This is a genomic window from Paraburkholderia nemoris, from assembly GCF_905221015.1.
Taxonomy (GTDB): Bacteria; Pseudomonadota; Gammaproteobacteria; order Burkholderiales; family Burkholderiaceae; genus Paraburkholderia; species Paraburkholderia nemoris.
Genome location: NZ_CAJNBO010000007.1, coordinates 120,445 through 141,834 on the forward strand (window position 1 = coordinate 120,445; position 21,390 = coordinate 141,834).

The 21,390-nt window shown below is 62.5% G+C and carries 14 protein-coding genes; 5 read left to right on the forward strand and 9 right to left on the reverse strand.

Annotation, left to right across the window (positions count from 1 at the left end; all coding sequences use genetic code 11):
- The first annotated feature begins 1 nt into the window (after position 1).
- Genes KHO33_RS12880 through aroE form a run of 3 tightly spaced genes read left to right on the forward strand, consistent with a single transcriptional unit; the run spans position 2 to position 2,513 of the window.
- Complete coding sequence (locus tag KHO33_RS12880; RefSeq protein ID WP_054041239.1) at positions 2-460, forward strand: MaoC family dehydratase; 459 nt, start codon at positions 2-4, stop codon at positions 458-460.
- Positions 460-1,680, forward strand: coding sequence for a CaiB/BaiF CoA transferase family protein (locus KHO33_RS12885; RefSeq protein WP_054041237.1), 1,221 nt, complete (start codon positions 460-462; stop codon positions 1,678-1,680). Before KHO33_RS12880 ends, KHO33_RS12885 begins: the two co-directional genes overlap by 1 nt.
- On the forward strand, positions 1,680-2,513 hold the full coding sequence (gene aroE, locus KHO33_RS12890; protein WP_200565802.1) for a shikimate dehydrogenase: 834 nt from the start codon (positions 1,680-1,682) through the stop codon (positions 2,511-2,513). The genes KHO33_RS12885 and aroE overlap by 1 nt, the downstream gene beginning before the upstream one ends.
- Positions 2,514-2,547: 34 nt before the next feature.
- Here aroE and KHO33_RS12895 read toward each other — a convergent pair whose 3' ends face one another.
- The gene (locus tag KHO33_RS12895; protein ID WP_200565706.1) at positions 2,548-3,237 is read right to left on the reverse strand and encodes a ferredoxin reductase domain-containing protein; all 690 of its coding nucleotides are present in this window, start codon (positions 3,235-3,237) and stop codon (positions 2,548-2,550) included.
- Positions 3,238-3,491: 254 nt separating this feature from the next.
- Between KHO33_RS12895 and KHO33_RS12900 the strand changes: the two genes are divergently transcribed.
- Positions 3,492-5,348, forward strand: a complete 1,857-nt coding sequence (locus tag KHO33_RS12900) for a beta-galactosidase (protein WP_200565707.1) — start codon at positions 3,492-3,494, stop codon at positions 5,346-5,348.
- Positions 5,349-5,413: 65 nt separating this feature from the next.
- Here the strand turns inward: KHO33_RS12900 and KHO33_RS12905 are convergent, their stop codons facing one another.
- The 3 genes from KHO33_RS12905 to aspA form a co-directional block, all read right to left on the reverse strand.
- Complete coding sequence (locus KHO33_RS12905) at positions 5,414-7,375, reverse strand: enterotoxin (protein ID WP_200565708.1); 1,962 nt, start codon at positions 7,373-7,375, stop codon at positions 5,414-5,416.
- Positions 7,376-7,464: 89 nt separating this feature from the next.
- Positions 7,465-8,757 carry a dicarboxylate/amino acid:cation symporter gene (locus KHO33_RS12910; RefSeq protein ID WP_200565709.1) on the reverse strand — a complete coding sequence of 431 codons (1,293 nt, stop codon included), beginning with the start codon at positions 8,755-8,757 and terminating at the stop codon, positions 7,465-7,467.
- A 116-nt stretch (positions 8,758-8,873) separates the two neighbouring features.
- On the reverse strand, positions 8,874-10,301 hold the full coding sequence (gene aspA / locus KHO33_RS12915) for an aspartate ammonia-lyase (protein ID WP_200565710.1): 1,428 nt from the start codon (positions 10,299-10,301) through the stop codon (positions 8,874-8,876).
- A gap of 243 nt (positions 10,302-10,544) precedes the next feature.
- On the opposite strand from aspA, the gene KHO33_RS12920 reads away from it, so the two are divergent.
- The gene (locus KHO33_RS12920; RefSeq protein WP_200565711.1) at positions 10,545-12,782 is read left to right on the forward strand and encodes an NADP-dependent isocitrate dehydrogenase; all 2,238 of its coding nucleotides are present in this window, start codon (positions 10,545-10,547) and stop codon (positions 12,780-12,782) included.
- Here the strand turns inward: KHO33_RS12920 and KHO33_RS12925 are convergent.
- The 5 genes from KHO33_RS12925 to KHO33_RS12945 all read right to left on the reverse strand — a co-directional run bounded on the left by KHO33_RS12925 (position 12,779) and on the right by KHO33_RS12945 (position 21,383).
- A complete protein-coding gene (locus KHO33_RS12925; RefSeq protein WP_200565712.1) occupies positions 12,779-13,786 on the reverse strand; it encodes a transglutaminase family protein in 1,008 nt (335 codons plus the stop codon). The genes KHO33_RS12920 and KHO33_RS12925 overlap by 4 nt on opposite strands.
- Before the next feature lie 13 nt (positions 13,787-13,799).
- Entirely contained in the window at positions 13,800-16,442 is a 2,643-nt protein-coding gene (locus tag KHO33_RS12930; RefSeq protein WP_236074672.1) for a circularly permuted type 2 ATP-grasp protein, read from the reverse strand.
- Positions 16,443-16,497: 55 nt separating this feature from the next.
- Entirely contained in the window at positions 16,498-19,989 is a 3,492-nt protein-coding gene (locus KHO33_RS12935) for a transglutaminase family protein (protein WP_200565713.1), read from the reverse strand.
- A 206-nt stretch (positions 19,990-20,195) separates the two neighbouring features.
- Positions 20,196-20,471, reverse strand: coding sequence for a DUF883 family protein (locus KHO33_RS42775; RefSeq protein ID WP_054041226.1), 276 nt, complete (start codon positions 20,469-20,471; stop codon positions 20,196-20,198).
- Positions 20,472-20,552: 81 nt separating this feature from the next.
- Positions 20,553-21,383: a transglutaminase family protein gene (locus KHO33_RS12945; RefSeq protein ID WP_200565714.1), complete on the reverse strand. Its 831-nt coding sequence runs from the start codon at positions 21,381-21,383 to the stop codon at positions 20,553-20,555.
- Positions 21,384-21,390: the final 7 nt, after the last annotated feature.

Genomic DNA, 21,390 nt, shown 5'->3' on the forward strand with positions numbered 1-21,390 from the left:
TATGACGATCGTCGATAAATACTGGGACGATGCCCGCGAAGGCGACGAATGCGTAAGCCCGACTTACACGGTGACCAAAGAACGCATTCTGGCCTACGCCGATCTCACTGGCGATCACACACCGGTCCACGTAGACGAGGCATACGCGAACGCGAGTCACTTCGGCTCGATCGTGGCACACGGTCTGTTTGGCTTGTCTATCGCCGATGGCCTCAAGACCCAAAGCACCTACCGTTTCCTGCCGGGTATGTCGCTCGGCTGGACGTGGGATTTCAATCTGCCGATCAAGGTCAACGACGTGCTGCACGTGAAATTCCGCGTGGGCGCGATGCGTGCGAGCAAAAGCCGTCCAGGCTGGGGAATCGTCGTGCTGCCCTCCGATCTGATCAATCAGGATGGCCAGGTTGTCCAGCACGGCGAACATCGTCTGATGGTGCCGCGCCGGCCGGGAGCGTTCTGATGCAAGCCCGTCCTCTCGAAGGTATTCGCGTCGTCGACTACAGCCACTTCCTCGCCGGTCCGTACGTCGGGCGCTGCCTCGCGGCGCTCGGCGCCGAAGTCATCAAGGTCGAACGTCCGGTCAGCGGCGATGCTGGACGTCAGCATGCCACCGTGCTCGATGATGAGCAGAGCGGCTACTTCCTGCAGCTCAACATGGGCAAACGCGGCGTTAGCGTCGACATGAAGGACTCGCGCGGCAAGGAATTCATGCAGCGTCTGTGCGACTCGGCGGACGTGTTTGTCGAGAACTACCGGCCCGGCGCACTGAACAAGCTCGGGCTCGGCTACGACGAATTGTCCGCACGCAATCCGGGCCTCGTCTACTGCTCGATCTCGGCATACGGCCATACGGGACCGGACGCGCATCGCGCCGGCTTCGGCCTGATTGCCGAAGCGAAGAGCGGGATCATGCAGATGATCGGCAATCCCGGCGAGCCACCGCCGCTGATGCGCATCTCGCTCGGCGACATGTACACCGGCATTCACGCGGTGGCGGCGATCAACGCAGCGCTGCTCGGCCGCGTGAAGAGCGGCCGGGGCCAGCACATCGATATGGCGCTATATGACACGCTGGTGTCGATGCACGAATACGCGGTGCAGTGCTACACGATGCAAGGCGTCGTCCCCGAACAAACCGGTCACGACATGCCGACGTCGACGCTCTACGGCGTGTTCCGTGCCGCTGATGGCGACCTTGTGATCGCCGCGCAAGTAGACGACGCGTGGAAGCGCTTCGCAGCGCTGATCGAGGCGCATGGCGGCCCGGCTGGCTTCGGCACCGACACGCGTTTTCACACCCTCGCAGGACGCAATACGAACCGGCTGGAGATTCTGTCCATCGTGAAGCCCTGGGTGGCCAACCAGCCGGTCGCACAGGTGCTGGACCTGCTCGATGGCATCGACGTGCCTTGCGCGAAGGTGCAACGCATCGACGAAGTGCTCACCGATCCGCAGATCGTCGCGCGAGGCATGGTCGTCGAGCAGGAGCACCCGCGTTACGGGAAGCTGCGTCTGCCGAACCTGCCGTTCCGATTCTCCGATTGCGACACGACGATTCGCGAGGTCGCGCCCGATCTCGGTCAACACAACGCGGAAGTCGCGCGGTCGCTCGGCTTCAGCGTCGCCGAAATCGACGCAATGCAAACCGATGGTGTGCTGTATTCAAAGCTGAGGCCGTGATGACTGACCAGTACGCCGTGATCGGCAACCCGATCGGCCATTCGAAATCTCCGTTGATCCACGGCCTCTTTGCGCAAGAGACGCAGCAGGATATGTCCTATACGGCCATCGAGGGTCCTGTTGAGCCGCAGGATGCCTTCGCCGGGACCGTCCATGCGTTCGTCGCGGCCGGTGGCAAGGGCATGAACGTGACCGCGCCGTTCAAGCTGAAGGCGTTCGCGATCGCCGATGAGCGCAGCGAGCGTGCCGCACTCGCTGGCGCGGCCAACGCGCTGAGCTTCAAGGATGGCCGGATCGTTGCCGAGAACTTCGACGGTGTCGGTCTGGTACGCGACATCGAAGTCAACCTGAGCCTGCCGATGGCCGGCAAGCGCGTTCTAGTCCTTGGCGCGGGAGGCGCGGTGCGTGGCGCATTGCTACCGTTCATCGCGGCGCGGCCTGCTGAGCTGGTCATCGCAAACAGGGACATCGCCAAGGTAAAGGCCCTGGTCGAACAGGTCGCGAGCAGCGGTCCGCTGGCCACCTGCGGGTACGGTGATCTGGAGGGGATGGGGCAGTTCGACCTGGTGGTCAATGCGACATCGGCCAGCCTCACCGGCGAGTTGCCGCCGGTCCCGCCAAGCGTTTTCGGCCCCACAGGTGTGGCTTATGAACTCGCCTATGGCAAGCGACTAACGCCCTTCCTGAGGCTGGCCCGCAACGCGGGCGTGCTGGGTATCGCAGACGGTGTCGGCATGCTTGTGGAGCAAGCTGCGGAAGCCTTCGCCTGGTGGCGCGGTGTGCGACCGCAGACACGTGCCGTAATCGACAGGCTTACCGTTCCGCTCGATTGAACCTGAACCGGAACCATGTCGGGAAAAGACGCGCCTATGAACCTTTTCTGTCACCCAGAACAATTTTGTGGAAATTCGCCGGATACACCCAGTCGCGAGCCTGGCGCTCGATAAGATCCATAAATGCCGGGGGGCCACTGCAATAGATCTGCGTGTTCGCATGTGCCGGGCTCATCGCGTGGGAAGTGGTCTGCTCCAATCGGTCAGCATTCAAGCCAAAATGGTGATGGACCCTGCCCTCGCTTTTGAGCGCATCAAGTTCTTTCCGAAACACCGCCCGTTCAGGTGATCGAGCGAAGTTGTGCAGCTCGAATTTTTGACCTGCCGAGGCAAGCCGATTCGCGATTCCCGCGATCGATGCGGCACCAACGCCTCCAGCAAAAAGAATAGACCGTGTGCCGCCGTCTAAAATAACTGCTGGACTCCGGGGCGTTACGATGAACGCCTCGTCTCCTTGACTCAACGAGATGTCAGCTGCTTCTGCGTCCGTATCGTCATCATCCTGTCGCACAGCGATTACATATTCGCTCGGCCGGGACGTAAAACAGCACAGTGGATATATTTTTTCCTTGCAGATGACGTTGTCGCGAACAAGGGTAATGCAAGCGCCATCGTCAAACGATGGAAGCTCCGATCGGGACCTGGTTTGAAGTTCGACGGCATGGTAACTCTCGGCGAGTTGCCATTTCCGTGTGATGATGACTGGGAGGAGGTTGTCGTGCATGTCTTCTCCAATAGGACCTTCGTCTTCCGAAATCGGAAGTTGGTCGATGTATGGATTGCATGAGATGGCCGGCCCAGGAAACTGTTCGAAGGACCGCTGAATGTCGGATTCAGGTTAGGGCGCGAGAAATCCATCAGCAAGGCGTTCAACGCGCATACCACGTATACAACCACGCGGATAAAGGGTGGCCGTTAGCCGGTTTTCACCTTCCGCTTAGTTCAACCGCGCCTCAGGCGCCAAAGTGTGAGTGCACCGTGAACCTCGAATGCGGCCACACCTTCTCTTTCAGCCCTGACGGCGAACACTTCCTGCTCGACGGCGAGCCGCTCCAGATTCGCAGCGGCGAGATGCATCCGGCCCGTATCCCGCGCGAGTATTGGCAGCATCGAATCAGGATGGCCAGGGCGATGGGGATGAACTGCATCGCCTTGTACATCATGTGGAATTACCACGAGACGCGTCCGGGCGTATTCGATTTCCACAGCGGCAACCGCGATATCGAGGCCTTCATCCGGCTGTGCCAGTCCGAAGGAATGTGGGTGCTGCTGCGCCCCGGGCCTTACGTCTGCGCCGAATGGGATCTGGGCGGGCTCCCTTCCTACCTGTTGAGCGATCCGGATGTCCAGTTGAGGACCGACTCGGCCACCGATGCCCGTTATATGGCGGCGGTGGCTCGCTACATCGAGGAACTGGTCCCGCGTATTAAGCCGTTGCTGATCGATCACGGCGGTCCGATCCTGATGATCCAGATCGAAAATGAATTCGGTTCGTACGCGAGCAATCCGGCTTACCTCGAAGAGCTCAGGCAGCTTTGGCTCAAAGGAGGCGTAACCGGGCCGTTCTACACCGAAGACGGCCTCCTGCAACTCGAACGCAATCGCACCACGGTAAGCGGTGGTGCGATTGCGTTGAGCAATGGCGACGCGGCACAAATCGCAACCGTCCGGCGGGAATTTCCCGCCGTGCCCGCGATGGCCGGTGAGGTGTACCCAGGGTGGCTCACTCATTGGGGTGAACCGGGTTTCGCAGGAACGAACTACGACCTCTCGCACACCTTGACCGCGTTCATGCAGTCGCAACAGTCGTTCAATCTGTATGTCATTCACGGCGGTACGAGCTTTGGTTTCTATGCCGGCGCAAACGTGGATGATTCAGGCAACTATCAGCCCGACATCACCAGCTACGACTATTCGGCGCCGATCAACGAGCAAGGCGCGGCGACGCCGAAATATGTGAAGTACCGCGATATCATCGGCAGCTACCTGCCTGCGCCATTGCCTGATATACCTGACGCCATCGCCACGCTCGAATGCACAGGCATCGATGCCTTGATGCCGACCCTCTACGCGTCGATCTGGGACAACCTGCCCGCGGCACTGCCGCGCGAACAAAGCATCGATCCACAGTCCTTTGAAAGCTATGGTCAGGCGTTCGGCTTCGCGCTGTACCGCAAGCAGTTGCAAGAGTACGCGGGCGGCGTGCTGGATATCAGCAGCGTTCATGACTATGCGACCGTTTTCGTCGGCGAACGCTACGCGGGCGGCATGTCGAGGGCGAAAATACCACGGAAGTACGCGCAGCCGCTCCACGTGATGCATCGCGCGCCGCTCGCGCTATCTTCGACGTTGCCGGAGCACGATTCGAACTCAGGTGGCCCGGTATCGTTAGAGGTCCTCGTGGAAGGCATGGGGCGGATCAACTTCGGCTCCGAGCTCGTCGACCGCAAAGGACTACTCGATCCGGTCAGGATGAAAATCGCCGATGGGTCGTTCGCCACGCTCAAAGGCTGGGAAGTCTTCCTGCTGCCGATGGATGAAACGTTTATCGCCAACCTGAAGGGACGCTGCGTGAACCCGTTGAAGCCCGGGCTATTCTTCAAGGCAAGCTTGCAGCTGGATGAAGTCGGCGACACCTGGCTCGACATGAGCAACTGGACCAAGGGCGTCGTCTGGGTCAATGGGCACAATCTCGGACGCTACTGGAATATCGGTCCGCAAAGGCGTCTGTATTGCCCTGCGCCGTGGCTCGTGCGCGGTGACAACGAGGTGCTGGTCTTCGACTTGCACCAGACCCAGGCGAAGCCGGTGGAACTGGCGGATGCGTTGTCTTAGCGCGGACGCCACGGGCTGCGGACCGATGCCGGGCAAGCGGCCACAGGGCGGCCATATCCACGTTACTACTCCTCTTCAGCGACCGGCAACAGCTCCAGCGTAAGCACTTCGAACGGCGCGAGCTGGACTTCCTGCGGCACATCAGCGTCCAGCAAAGCTGAAATATCGGAGGCCTCTCCACGCCAAACGCTACGCGAATTGAAGCGCCCCGCCGCCGCAACCGGCAACTCCAGTTGTCGCCGTAAATCCAGCGTAAAGCGTTGCGCGCGGCTGTCCGGATTGCGCAGCGTCACGATCGCCTTGTGCTGCGCCCACGCTGCCCAGCCGTAAACCGCTTGCTGATCCGGCGCCCCGCCGATCCAGTGGCTGTCACGCAGTACATCGCCGTTTTCGCGTGCCCATCTGGCGGCGTCCGCGAGCACATCCCAGTCGGAATCACCCAGCAGCGCCGGCGTAATGTACAGCTCCTGCAATTGCGTGCCGCTGCCGAAGTAGGAACGCACCTCGTTGGCGAAATCATCGCCTGCCGACGTGTCGAGGCGCGGATTGCACTGCGCGAAGAGGATGCCGTGCAGCATCAGCGAATTGAGCGGGAAGAGCGGACTGCGCACCACGACGTTGTGATACGTCTGCGCGTCGCGGTACGTAATCCAGCGCTCACGGTTAGTGCCGGTTCCCGCCAGATCGTCGTCCCTGCCACCGCGCCAGATGGAGTCCGCGTAACGCAACCAGAACGGCGACGGATGCGTCCCCGTAGTGAGATTGATGAAGGTCTCGGGTTTGGCCACGCGGATGTCCTCGATGAGCTGGATCGCCGCGTCCCAATCGCTATCGAAGAGACTGCCAGGAAACACTCTGTCGGCGTTGCCCGTACCGTCGAACTTGAACTGGTTGACGCCGTCCTCATCAAGCAAGGCCATCACGACTTCGTGAAAGCGTCGATAGTAATTCGGCCCCGATAGCGCGAGTCCGTTATCGATGACCTCATAGCCAGCAGCCTGGCCGCGCATCACGCGCTCCTGTTGCGGCGCACAGTAGCCACCCCACGGGGACAGCCATACCCCAGGCGCGGCGCCGCATCGTGCTGCGGCCTCGCGCAGCGGAACAAAGCCATGGGGAAAATCCTTGCTGAAATTCCAGCCGCCGCCAAGATCGTCCCAGCCATCGTCGAATAGAAACGAATCGATCTGCACGTCGCGCGCTTCATACAACTCGCGGCCGATTGTTTCGATGCGCTCCAGCGCTTGCTCCTGCGTGTACGGCGTGAGATAGCCGATGTCGCCCCAGCTGTTGTAGTGCAGAAACGGGCGGCACGGGTGAGCTCGCTCCCGTTCCAGATAGGTGGCGAAGTCGCGCCGCAACTGACCCTCGCGCACCACGCCGGCCACGGCGGAGTACACCAGCGTCCTGTTCTTTTCCAGCGGCAATGCGCGTTGCAGAGTCAAACTGACGCTGTCGCCGTCCACATGACTTTCCGCCAGCGGCAGCTCGAAACCTAGATAGAAGTTACCCGCGATGACAGGCGTGCCCTTCAATTCGCTGCTGGCCTGTGCGTCAGCGGCACGCGTCTCCAGCAATGAAACGACGGCGACATTTTCGTCCCGAAGAAGCGCCGTAATCGCCAGCTGTTCGCGCAGGTATCGTGAGCCCTCGCGCTGCTCCACACTCCACTCCACCTTCAGACGGCCTTGCGCGTCGACGAGGGTGGCGCTCACGCGTCGGCCTGCGATTCGTTCGGCCAGGCGGGACGCGTGAGGGTTGGGTGCGAGTGCGGTTTCGTTCAGCGGCGCAAGGATCCTCAGCTCGGCCATACCAACAGTACTTCCGTCACCGAGCGATAGCGCGAATGGCGCGACGATGGGCAGCGTGCGCTCCGCCGCGAAATCCACCAGTGAGAAATCGGCCAGCCGTTCGTCCCTGACGATCCAGCGCAACGCGAGCGCGTCGTTACCGAATGAGCAGGCATCGCCCGTCGTCTGGAACACGGGCACGCCGGCTTGCGTAGGCAAAGCATCGTTGGCGCGCATGGGGTGGCCGGTCTCGAGCAGCAGCAACGTCCATAGAGTACCGGCAACGGCCCAGCGCGTCCAAACCCGCCAGCGAACCCCGCTCCTGCCTAGTTCGCCAAAACGTTCTGCTCAGGCGGCTCGAGCATATCGTCCTCGTCGACATCGCGCGTGGCGCCGAGCAAGCCTTCCGACTTGGCCACCACCGCGGTGGCGATGCTGTTGCCGATTACGTTCGTGGCCGTGCGGCCCATGTCGAGAAACTGGTCGATGCCGAGGATCAGCAGAACGCCGGCCTCGGGCAGCTTGAACATCGGCAGAACGGCAGCCACCACCACGATAGACGCCCGCGGCACGCCGGCGATGCCTTTGCTCGTGATCATCAGCACCAGCAGCATGGTGATCTGCTCCGTCAGGCTGAGCTGGATGTTGTAGGCCTGGGCGATGAACAGCGACGCGAAGGCCGAGTACATCATCGAGCCGTCGAGATTGAACGAGTAGCCGAGCGGCAGCACGAAACCGGTGATCTTGTCGGGCACACCGAACTTCTTCAGTTGCTCCATGACCGCGGGATAGGCGGCCTCGCTGCTGGCGGTCGAGAAAGCCAGGATGGTTGGCTGCTTGACCAGCTTGAGCAGCGTAAATACGCGTGCGCCAAGAAATAGATAGCCCGCCGCGATCAATGCCACCCACAGCACCAGCAAGGCCACGTAGAACTCGCCGATGAACCTGCCGTAGGTCGCCAGCACGCCGATGCCCTGAACGGTGATCGCGGCGGCCACTGCGCCGAATACGCCGAGTGGGGCAAAGCGCATCACGAAGTCGGTCACGCGCAGCATCGTCTTGCCCAGGTCCTCGATCGGCGCAAGCAGATGCTGGCCGGCGCGGCCCTTGAACGACGCGATGGCGAAACCGAAGAACAGCGAGAAGACCAGAATCTGCAGCACCTCGTTCTGGGACATCGCCTCGAACACGCTCCTCGGGAAAACGTGCGTGACGAAGTCCTTCACGTTCAGCGTGGAGGTCTGCAGATTGGTCGTGGCAGCGATGTCCGGCAGCGGCAGGTTTAGCGCGTAGCCCGGCTGCAGGACGTTCACGAACAACATGCCGAGCAACAGCGATACCACCGAGGCGGAGATGAACCACCCCATTGCCTTGACGCCCATGCGCCCGACGGCGGACGAGTCCCCCATGCTGGCGATACCCCCCACCAGGGTCGCGAACACGAGCGGCGCGATGACCATTTTTATCAGACGCAGGAACACATCCGTGGCGATCGAGAAATAGCCGGCGATCTCCTTGGCGGCTTTCGCATTGGGTGCGTTGATGTTGCAGATATAACCCACAACAACCCCCAGAACCATGGCGACCATGATCCACGTAGTAAGCTTGTTCGTCTTCATGAATTCCTGTCTCCGGCAACTGCGCTAGATCGTGGGTTGAGCATCAATCAATTGGTACCTGGGCAACGCGTCGTCTCCCGGCTCGGCACCGGGCGCTTCATACGTCCAGATCGCTTTTACTGCTTCGGCGGCATATAAAGCGGCATGGGCTGCGTGAGGACCTCTGGCTTGAGGATCTCGTCGAGTTGTTGCTCGGACAACAGCCCCCTCTCGAGCACGATGTCGTAGACGCGTCCGCCCGTGGCATGCGCCTCCATCGCGACGGATGTCGCGTTGGCGTAACCGATGTACGGATTGAGCGCGGTCACGATGCCGATCGAGTTCTCGACCGACGCGCGCAAGTGCGCCTCGTTGGCGGTAATGCCTTTGACGCAGCGTTCGGCGAGCGTCAGGCAGCCGTTGCGCAGGTGGGTCACACTTTTGAACAGGCTGTGCGCGATGATCGGCTCGAATGCGTTCAACTGAAGCTGACCGGCCTCGGCCGCGAAACTCACGGTGACGTCGTTGCCGATGACCTCGAACGCTATCTGGTTGACGACTTCGGGAATGACCGGGTTGACCTTCCCCGGCATGATGCTCGAGCCAGCCTGCATGGGCGGAAGGTTGATTTCTCCAAGACCCGCACGGGGACCGCTGGAGAGCAGGCGCAAGTCGTTGCAGGTCTTTGAAAGCTTGACTGCCACGCGCTTGAGCACGCCGGACAACTGAACGAAAGCGCCACAGTCCTGCGTCGCTTCTATGAGGTTGGGTGCCGTGACAAGCGGAATGCCGGTAATTTCCTTGAGATGCTTCAGGATCAGCGGTGCGTAATCGGGATGTGCGGTAATGCCCGTTCCGATCGCCGTCGCGCCCATGTTGATTTCACAGATCAGCAGCGCCGCCTCCCGAAGCCGCTCTTCATCCTCTCCGAGCATCACGGCGTAGGTGCTGAACTCCTGGCCGAGCGTCATCGGCACCGCGTCCTGCAATTGCGTACGTCCCATTTTCAGAACGTCCTTGAACTCCACCGACTTTGCTTCGAAAGCGCGCCGCAAAACGGCCATCGCGTCGATGAGACCCAGAATGCCGAACCATGTCGCGACTTTCAGGGCCGAGGGGTACACATCGTTGGTGCTCTGGCCAATGTTGACCTGCTCATTCGGGTGCAGATACTGGTATTCGCCTTTCTTCTTCCCCAACAGTTCGAGCGCTCGGTTGGCGATCACCTCGTTCGCATTCATATTGGTCGATGTCCCCGCGCCGCCCTGAATGACGTCGACCACAAACTGATCATGCAGCTTGCCTTCCAGCAATTCCGCGCAGGCTCCGACGATGGCGTCGCAACGCGTCGCGTCGAGCAGGCCCAGCTCATGATTCGCCTGTGCGGCGGCCTGTTTGATGCAAGCCAGCGCCTTGATCAACTCCGGGTATACCGAGATCGGCGAACCGGTAATCGGGAAATTTTCCAGCGCGCGTAGCGTGTGAACCCCATAGTAGACGTGAGCGGGAACGTCACGATCGCCAAGCAGATCATGTTCGGTTCTAAACGAGATTTCAGCGGCCATAGACATGTTCCTCGCGCGGGATTGGGGTTGAAGACACCCTTGCACCTATATGGAGGAAACAAAAATCCAGCGCGACCGTCATGCTAATTTTTCATGACGCGCGCCAGTCCATGCATAGGTCAGCCGCGTTTGTCGGAAATTACATGATGGCGAAACCGAAATCAGGCAGAATTCGAACACGAATGCCGGTTTGTGACGCGGCCGGTGACATCCAAAACAGGTTTCCCGATCTTGAGGCAAGCGATGAGCACCCAGCAACCGACAATCATCTACACCCTGACCGATGAGGCCCCGCTGCTAGCCACCAGCGCCTTCCTGCCCGTCGTCCGTACATTCACCGCGGCGGCCGGTATCGACGTCACCACCAGCGACATCTCCCTGGCGGGCCGCATCCTGGGCGAATTCCCCGAATTTCTGACCGAGGCGCAACGGGTGCCCGACAGCCTGTCCGAACTCGGCCGCCTCACCCTCCTGCCCGACACCAATATCATCAAGCTGCCCAACATCAGCGCCTCGGTCCATCAGTTGGTCGGCGCGATCAAGGAGCTGCAGGCCAAAGGCTACGCGGTGCCGGATTTCCCTGAGGAGCCGAAAACCGACGTTGAGAAAGCCATCCGCCAACGCTATTCCAGGTGCCTCGGCAGCGCCGTCAATCCCGTACTGCGCGAGGGCAACTCGGATCGCCGCGCACCCGCCGCCGTAAAAAACTATGCCCGCAAGAATCCGCACAGCATGGGCGAGTGGAGCATGGCTTCGCGCACCCACGTGGCTCACATGAAGCACGGCGACTTCTACCATGGCGAAAAGTCCTTGACGGTGGACCACGCCCGCGACGTGAAGATGGAATTGCTGACACAAAGCGGTAAAGCCATTGTGCTCAAGCCTAAAGTGTCGCTGCTGGACGGCGAGATCATCGACAGCATGTTCATGAGCAAGAAGGCGCTGTGCGACTTCTACGAAGAGCAGATGGAAGACGCCCGCAAAACCGGCGTCATGCTGTCGCTGCACGTCAAGGCCACGATGATGAAGGTTTCGCACCCCATCGTCTTCGGCCACGCGGTGAAGATTTTCTACAAGGAAGCCTTCGAGAAGCACGGCAAGCTGTTCGACGAACTGGGTGTGAACGTCAACAACGGCCTCGTCAATTTGTACGACAAGCTGGAAAGCCTGCCCAGCTCGAAGCGCGAAGAAATCATCCGCGATATGCACGCCTGCCACGAGCATCGTCCCGAACTGGCGATGGTGGACTCGGCCAAGGGTATCTCCAACCTGCATGCGCCCAACGACGTGATCGTGGACGCCTCGATGCCGGCCATGATCCGCATCGGCGGCAAGATGTGGGGCGCCGACGGTCGTCCGAAGGACACCAAGGCGGTGATCCCGGAGAGCACGTTCGCCCGCATCTACCAGGAGATCATCAACTTCTGCAAAACCAACGGCAACTTCGACCCCGTCACGATGGGCACTGTCCCCAATGTCGGGTTGATGGCCCAGCAGGCCGAGGAATACGGCTCGCACGACAAGACCTTTGAAGTCCCGGAAGCAGGCGAAGCCCGTATCGTCGACCTCGCCACCGGCGAAGTGCTGCTCACGCAGAACGTTGAAGAAGGCGACATCTGGCGCATGTGCCAGGTGAAGGACGCGCCGATCCGCGACTGGGTCAAGCTGGCCGTCACGCGCGCCCGCAACTCCGGCATGCCGGCCATCTTCTGGCTGGACCCGTACCGCCCGCACGAAGCCGAGGTGATCAAGAAGGTCGAGGCCTACCTCAAGGACCACGACACCTCGGGCCTGGACATTCAGATCATGTCGCAGGTGCGCGCCATGCGCTACACGCTGGAGCGCGTCATCCGCGGGCTGGACACCATCTCGGTCACGGGCAACATCCTGCGCGACTACCTCACCGATCTGTTCCCCATCATGGAACTGGGCACCAGCGCCAAAATGCTCTCCATCGTTCCCCTGATGGCCGGCGGCGGTATGTACGAAACCGGTGCCGGCGGCTCGGCGCCCAAGCATGTCAAGCAACTGGTGGAAGAAAACCATCTGCGCTGGGATTCGCTGGGTGAATTCCTGGCGCTCGCCGTGTCACTGGAAGAGTTGGGCATCAAGACCGATAACGACAAGGCAAGAATCCTGGCCAAAACACTGGATGCCGCCACGGGCAAGCTGCTGGACAACAACAAAAACCCGTCGCCCAAGACCGGTCAGTTGGACAACCGCGGCAGCCAGTTTTATCTCGCCATGTACTGGGCCCAGGCGTTGGCGGCGCAAACCGACAACGCCGCGCTTGCCGCACAGTTTGCCCCGCTGGCCAAGCAGCTGACTGACAACGAGCAGACCATCGTGGCCGAATTGTCAGCCGTGCAAGGCCGGCCGGCAGATATCGGCGGCTATTACCGGCCTGACGCCGAAATGCTGGCCGATGTCATGCGTCCGAGCAAGACGCTGAACGCGGCCCTGGCGACGACGCGGGCTTAAGACGGTTCGGTCGCCGCCCTGTCAGTGAGCGGCTCGACCGTCACGCCCACCGTGAGCGCATGCTCGCTGCCGCCACCGCGGATGACACCGCGCAGCGGCGCCACATCCGCATAGTCACGACCGGTGGCGAGCACCACGTAATCGTCACCGGGCGCGCGGTTGTTGGTCGGATCCAGTTGCAGCCAGCCACCGTCCTCGGGCCACGCCGGATCGTAGACTTCGGCCCAGGCATGCGAGGCATCGGCGCCAATCAGCCGCGGCTTTCCGGGGGGCGGCTGGGTGAGCAGGTAGCCGCTGACATAGCGTGCCGCCAGACCGAGCGAACGCAGGGCGCCGATCAGCACATGCGCGAAGTCCTGACAGACTCCACGTCGCATCGCCAGTGCGTCGAGCGCGGTCGTCGTCACCTCGGTGCTATTCGACGCGTAGTCGAAGTCTTCGTGAATCCGCTGCATCAACTCCCACGCCGCCTGCACGAGCGCCCGGCCGGGTGTGAAACTGGGCGCCGCGTAGCGAGCCAGTTCAGCATGACGGGCGGCATAGATTGAAGCAAAAGTAAATTCGCAGGCGGGGTCGTACGCTTGCCCTGCGCGATAGCTAAGGCTTGCGCGGATGGTTTCCCAGGCACTGGCGTTGCAGCTCGATGGATCGGCGATCACCGGCGGCCGCTCGCCGGATGCGGCTGCCGCCAGTCGCGGCGGCATCACGCGAACCAGGCTGCTGCTGCGTACGAGCAGTTCGTCGTGCGGCTGGTTGAGCGCGAAGAAGTAACGCCGATTGCCGAAAGTGTCGAGCTCGGTGCTGATCAGATCCGGCGAGGGTTTGACGTCGAGTGAAAAATCCAGCACCTGCTGGCGAGGCGTCTCCCGCGGATGCAGCCATGACTGATGCTGCGCGTATTCAACCCGTGCCGAGTATTGGTAATGCGTATCGTGCGTCACGCGCAGCAAACGCGCGCCGTCGGCGCGCTGATCGTGGCTCGCGGACTGTTCGGGCAGGTTCATAATCAATTTCTCTTTAGCCCCACAGTGTCGTCTCGGCTTCGCGCACATGGCTGAAATAGCGCTCGCCGATGCGGTCAGACAGCTTCCAGACCGCCTCGCAACAGGCGTTCAGGCGATCCAGCAGCGGCCCGTAAAGACCGTCTTCGCCCGGATCGCACAATTCGCGCAACGGCCAGCTCGCGACGTCCGGGATGATTCGAGCCAGGTCCGACAACTCATGACGCTCGCAGCGCTCCACTTTGGATAGGCGTCCGCGTAGTGTCTGCGCCACCCACGCCAGCGAGCGCGGGTTGTCGGTGTCCAGCACGAGCAGATCGATCAGCGGCGCGACGTCGAAGCGGCGCTGGAATTGCGAGCGAAATGTGATCGCGCTGTCGAACAGTTCGAGCACCAGTTCGAAACCATCCTGCTCGTGGACCGCACCGTTTCTGAACGCCGCGGTGAGGACGGTGCCGAGAAACTCCAGGCGGTCGATCTGGCGCCCGATCGACAGCAGGCGCCAACCATCGTCGCGTGTCATGTGATCGGTCTGTGCGCCGGTGACGGCGCCCAGGTGAATGTTCAGACGCGCCAACGCGCGCAGCACGTCATGACAGGACGATTCGCGCTTGCCGCCGCAGGTTTGCCACGTCTGAGTGAAGCGCTGGGACGCCTCCTCGATCAGTTGCCAGTGTTCGACGGACAGGCGCTCGCGGATCGCCGTCGCGGTGGAGCGCATGCCCCGCAGGCTGAATGCGACGCTGGTGAGCCCTTCATCGCTGCTCACCAGCGCCGCGCGCAGCGCACGCTCGAATTCGCGCGGCGCCTGCTGGGCAGGCAAGGTCTTGGCAGGGATCATGCGGTTTTCGCGGCACAGCACATCAAGCAGTTGCAGCTGTGCCGCACTGTCTTTGTCGGCCTCCGCACTGAGGCGTTCGAGCGCCGCGCGCGCGAGACGGACACTGTTCACCGCGCGCTCGGTGTAGCGCCCGAGCCAGAACAGGTTTTCGGCGGCACGGCTGGAAACGGTACGCGATCGCGCGATCAGGTCGTCGGGACCGAGATGTTCGCGCAGCATCGTCGTCGCATCGACAGCGCCCTCGGTCATGACCCACGTGTCGACGCTGCTGCCGCCTCGCTGCATCGACACATTGGACAACTGCTCGCGGCTCGCGATACGCGTCAGCCCACCCGGCAGCACACGCCAGGCGCCTGGCCCGTCCGAAATCGCGAAGACGCGCAGCATGGCCGAGCGCGGCACGATGCGCTCGTGCGCCGCGCTGCCCGCCGGGTCACGGCTCTGCCAGGTCGGCGCCTGCGAGAACGGCAGATAGCTCTGCACCGTGTAGTTGTCCGGTTGCGCGGCGATGAGCGCGCGCCACTCGTTGAGCATCGACTCCGACAAGCTGCTGCCGATAACCGGCTCGAACCGGCCGCCGCATTGAGCACCGGCTGGATACGTCGGCTTGATCACGCACTGCGACAACTGCGGCATGGCTTCGTCGTAGGCGAGCCGCTCGCCGCACCACCACGTCGGCACCGCCGAAAGGAGCAGCGGCTCGCCGAGCAGACGTTCAGCAAGCCGCGGCAGGAAGCCCAGAATGCCGGGCGATTCCAGAAAGCTGGAGCCAGGCGCATTGGCGAGCAGCAGATTGCCGGCACGCACCGCCTGCAACAGCCCCGGCACACCCAACGCGGAATCCGAGCGCAGTTCGAGCGGGTCGAGATAGTCGTCATCGAGGCGCCCCAGCACGCCATGCACGGGCTCCAGCCCCTGCAGCGTCTTCAGGTACAAACGATTGTCGCGCGCGGACAGATCGCTGCCTTCCACCAAGGTCAGCCCGAGGTAGCGGGCAAGGTACGCATGCTCGAAGTAGGTTTCGTTGAGCGGTCCCGGCGTCAGCAGCACGATGCGCGAGTTTCGTCCCGCCGCGCTCATGTCCTGCATGCTCTGCAGCAACGCCCGATAGCTGGCGGCGAGGCGCTGCACGCGAAGACTGTGAAACGGCTGCGGAAACAGACCGGAAACGATCAGACGATTTTCCAGCAAATAGCCGAGGCCCGACGGCCCCTGGGTACGCTGCGACACCAGGCGCCAATCGCCATTCGGCGCGCGCGCAAGATCGAACGCAACGATATGCAGCCACGTGCCTCCGGCGGGACGCACACCGTGCATAGGCCGCAAATAACCGGGATGCCCCGTCACCAGCGCGGGTGGCAACAACGCGTCACGCAGGATGGTTTGCGGTCCGTAAAGGTCATCGAGCATGGCATTGAGCAGCCGCGTACGCTGTAGCACGCCGCGCTCGATGGCAGCCCAGTCCTGCGGCGTGATGAGCAGTGGAAACAGATCGAGCGACCACGGGCGCGTCGCCCCCTTGCTGACATCGGCATGGACGTTGTAGGTGATGCCGTTGTCATGCACGCGGCGGCGCAGCGCCTCGATGCGCTTGTCGAGGCCGGCGAGGCCCTCGCCGCCCAGCTGCGTGAAGAATTCACGCCACTGCTCCGTCAGCGGCATGAACTGCGTCGCGTCGGCGCTGCCACGCAGTTCATCGTAGGGACCGGCTTCGGCGACGCGAGCCGGCTCGGCGACGCCCTCACCTGAGCCGGCCTGACCCTGCGCCGCTCTTGAGTTACCGTCGGACGTCAGGCCATCTGGTTGGGTAGAAAGCACTTCCACGATCTCGTGTTGTTATTGGAGACATCGGCCCTCGCGGGATACAACGCCCTCAGCGCTTCGTCTGGCTCGCATGTCGAAGGTCCAGCGTGAACGGGAACTCCCGGCTCGGCATGGCCGGCTCCACTTCCATCCTGCCTGGCGTGTGTCCCATGTCGAAGAAGCGCGCCAGGCGCCGGCTCTCGGCCTCATAGGCGTTGACCGGCAGCGTGTCGTAGTTGCGGCCTCCCGCGTGCGCGACGTGATACTGGCAACCGGCCAGCGAGCGCTGCATCCATGTGTCGACAATGTCGAAGGTCAAGGGCGCATGCACGTCGATAGTCGGATGCAAAGCGGACGGCGGCGCCCATGCCTTGTAGCGCACACCCGCCACGTATTCACCGACCGTGCCGGTCGGCTGCAAGGGCAGCGCCTGCCCGTTGACGGTAACGACATAACGATTGTCGTTAAGCCCGCTCACCTGCACTTCCAGCCGTTCGAGCGACGAATCGACATAGCGCGCCGTGCCGCCGGGTGCGCCCTCCTCACCCATCACATGCCACGGTTCCAGCGCACCGCGCAGGCTGAGATGGATGCCTCGCGCCGCCACCTGCCCATACAAGGGAAAGCGGAACTCGAAGTGCGGCGCGAACCACGCCGGGTTGAACGGGTAGCCGGCATCGTTGACCTCGGCGATCACGTCGTCGAAGTCCATTTTCAGAAAGGCGGGCAACAGGAAGCGGTCATGCAGCTCCGTCCCCCAACGCGTCAGGCGCACCTTGTAGGGCTGCTGCCAGAAGCGCGCGATCAGGGCGCGCAGCAGCAGTTGCTGCACGATGCTCATGCGCGCGTGCGGCGGCATCTCGAACGCGCGCAACTCGAGCAGGCCGAGGCGCCCGGTCGCGGAATCAGGCGAGTACAGCTTGTCGATACAGAACTCGCTGCGGTGCGTGTTGCCCGTCACGTCGATCAGGATATTGCGCAGCACCCGGTCGACCAGCCAGGGCGGCATGGCCGCCCCAAACAGCAGCTTGTTGCGTTCGATCTCCTTGAACGCGAGCTCCAGTTCGTAAACCTGATCGTTGCGCGCCTCGTCCACGCGCGGCGCCTGGCTGGTCGGACCGACGAACAGCCCCGAAAACAGATAGGACAGCGACGGATGGTTATGCCAATACGCAATCAGGCTGGCGAGCAGATCGGGGCGGCGCAGGAACGGGCTATCCGCCGGCGTGGCGCCGCCCAGTACGAAGTGATTGCCGCCGCCCGTGCCGGTGTGACGGCCGTCGACCATGAACTTCTCGCTGCACAGCCGCGACTGGTAGGCCGCGTCATAGAGGAACTCGGTACGCTGCACCAGTTCGTTGAAGTCATGGGCCGGATGGATGTTGACTTCGATGACGCCAGGGTCCGGCGTGACCTGCAGCATCTTCAGCCGCGGGTCGCGCGGCGGTGGATAGCCTTCCAGTACCAGCTTGACGCCCAGCTCCTCAGCGGTCAGTTCGACTGCACCCAGCAGATCGAGATAGTCTTCGAGCGCGGCGAGCGGCGGCATGAAGACATACAGGATGCCTTTGCGCGCTTCGACACACAGCGCCGTGCGTGTGATCCACCCCGCCGACTCGTGAAGTTGCGGATAGCGCTTGTCTTCGTCGCCGCGTCCCGGTCCATCGGCATCAAGACCTGCACCGGGACCCACGCCGCCGCGCAGCGGCTGCATCAGCGTGCGCGTACCCATGCGTTCATCTCTTCCCGCTGCCCATGCCGGCGCGCCGCCCACGCCGCCCACGCCACCCACGCCACCCACGCCACCCACGCCACCCACGCCGGCATAGCGTGCGCGCAGCGCCTCGGTGCCCGGCAGCGCCGCGCGCGGTGCGAACGGATCTTGTTCGACCGTGTACGGATAGTCGCTCTCACTGACCCAGGGCAGCGAGTCTAGCGGCAAGCGATAGCCCATCGGCGAATCGCCCGGATATAGGTACATGCGTTCGTCGCGGAAGAACCATGGCCCGGTCTGCCAGCGCGAGCCGCCGAGACCCGGACCCTTCTCCGAAGGCTTGAGCGGAAGCAGGTAGCCGACCACGCTGTCGAGTTTCTGGTCGAACACCTTGCGCAAGCGGGCGCGCTCGAGTTCATCGTCAAGGCGCGAATCGAACGGGTCGACGTTGACCGGCAGGCGGCGTTCGCGCCACAGGTAGTACCAGACATCCTCGTAACCCGGCTCGATGCATTCGCCATCGAGGCCGAGACGTGCGGTCAGCGCCGCGATGAAACGCTGCGCATCGGCTGCCGTATAGGACGAGGGTTCACGCTCGTCGGCGAACAGCGCCGGGTTGCGCCAGGCCGGCTGACCGTCCTCGCGCCAGAAAATCGACAGCGCCCAGCGCGGCAACTGTTCGCCCGGGTACCACTTGCCCTGGCCGAAGTGCAGAAAGCCGCCTTGTCCGTATTCCGCGCGCAGACGCTGCACGAGTTCGGTCGCGTAGCCACGCTTGGTCGGCCCCAGTGCCTCGGTGTTCCACTCGGCGCCATCGCGCTCGTCGATAGAGACAAAGGTCGGCTCGCCGCCCTGCGTCAGACGCACGTCGCCCGCCAGCAGATCCGCGTCCACCACTTGCCCGAGCGCCAGCACGTCCTGCCATTGCTCTTCCGAGTAGGGCTGGGTCACACGCGGCGATTCATAAATGCGCGTCACGTTCATCGCATGCGAAAACTCAACCTCGCATTCGTCGACCAGCCCTTCCACCGGCGCCGCGCTCATCGGCTGCGGCGTGCAAGCGAGCGGAATGTGCCCTTCGCCGGCCAGCAATCCGGACGTCGGGTCGAAGCCGATCCAGCCCGCGCCAGGCAGGTAGACCTCGCACCAGGCGTGCAGGTCGGTGAAATCCACTTCGGTGCCGCCCGGGCCGTCGAGCGCTTTGACGTCGGGCTTGAGCTGGATCAGGTAGCCCGATGCGAAGCGCGCGGCGAGCCCTAGATGCCGGCAAATCTGCACCAGCAGCCAGCCGCTATCGCGGCATGAGCCGGAACCCAGCTCGAGCGTCTGCACCGGCGTCTGCACGCCAGGCTCCATCCGCACGAGATAGCCGATGTCCTGCTGAAGCTTCTGGTTGAGCGCCACGAGGAAATCTATCGTGCCCTCGATCGAACGGTCGATGCCCTCCACATAGGAGCGAAACACCGGTGCAGCCGCTGCGGCCGGATCGCATGCCAGGTACGGCGCCAGTTCCTGGCGCACCGAACTGTCGTACTGGAACGGAAACGTCTGGGCACTTTCTTCAAGGAAAAAATCGAACGGGTTATAGACCGACATCTCGGCCACCAGATCGACCGTGACCTTGAACCCGCGGGTTTTCTCAGGGAATACCAGGCGCGCCATGTAATTGGCGAACGGATCCTGCTGCCAGTTGACGAAGTGCCCGGCGGGTTCGACCTTCAGGGAATAAGACAGGATCGGCGTTCGGCAATGTGGTGCGGGACGCAAGCGGACGATTTGCGGACCGAGGTTGATCAGCTTGTCATAGCTGTAATGGGTGACGTGATGGAGCGCGACGTGGATGGACATGTAGGACGCTTCTATTTCTATTCGACGGATGGATGTGCCGGACCAGCAATCTCTCCGGGAGCGCAGCGCGCACGCTTGCCTCACTCAGGAGCCTGGCGTCGCGAATCTCGGGACGCACTGAGCCCTGCAACCGGAGGTGCCGAATCCGGCTCCTTCCAGTTGCATCGAGGCCCAGCCGTATCGCAATGTGCCGGTGACCCGGCGGACTATTTTCGGCCGATCAACAAACCGATTAGCACACCGACGCCCAAGGCCACGCCGGCCGTCGTCCATGGACGGTCATGCGCATAGTCGTTGGCAGCCCGGGCAGACTTGCGCCCTTTCTCGATGACGATGACCTGCGCATCGGCCGCTTTCTGTTTCGCGCGCTTAAGACGCGCGCGCACCTTGCCGGACACCGGCTCCGCGTCCACGCTGGAAGCGTGTGCGAGGTCTTCCGACGAGCCATTGATGTCGCTCACTGCGCTACCGAAATTTGACATACTGCCTCCCTGCAAGCGTGGTTAAGAACATCTACGCATCCCTCATCAGTGCGACCGCTAATGAGGTGTTACATCGGTCCGTCAGCTTTGACTTTGACTCTGGCTTTGACCCTGGGCCGGCAAAACGCTGATCTCGACAGTCAGCGTCTCAGCACCCTGGCCGGTGCGAATACCGGATACGGGCATCGCGTCGCGATAGTCGAGGCCGGTGGCGATGCGCACATAGCGCTCGTCCGGACACGTGTTGTTGGCCGCGTCGAAGCCGACCCAACCGAGTCCGTCGAGATACGCCTCCGCCCATGCGTGGCTCGCCGTCTGCGTCGCGACACCGTCCATCAGCAGATAGCCCGAGACGTAGCGGGCCGGCACATGAAGCGCTCGCGCTACGGCTATAAAGACGTGCGCGTGGTCCTGACAGACTCCCTGGCGGTTGAGCAAAGCCGTCTCTGCATCCGTGCTCACTTCGGTCGTGCCGGGCTGATAAGCGATCCGGTCGTGGATCGTACCCATCAACGCATGCAGCGACTGAAGCTGCGCGTCTTCGGAGCGCAGGTCGGCGGCAAGCGCTTTGACGCGTTCGCCGGCCAGGGTCAGCGGCGTCTCCCGCTCGAAGACCCAGGACGGGGCAACGCCATCGACCGCGCCGAAGATCCCGGCCCGGTCCTCCGTGTCGACCGTTCCCGCCGCCACGATGACGATCTCGCGCTTGTTGCGCTCGTGCCGCACGAAATCGACACGGTTACCCAGACCGTCCACGTAAGAGACGTTCGGCTCGACGCCGTCGACCGTGACCTGCCAGTCGATCACCGTCTGCCCGGGGCAAGACTGCGGACGCAGCCTCAGACGTTGCAATGCGTAAGGGACCGGCTGATCGTACTGATAGTGCGAGGTGTGGCGAATAGCGATACGCATGGCCGGT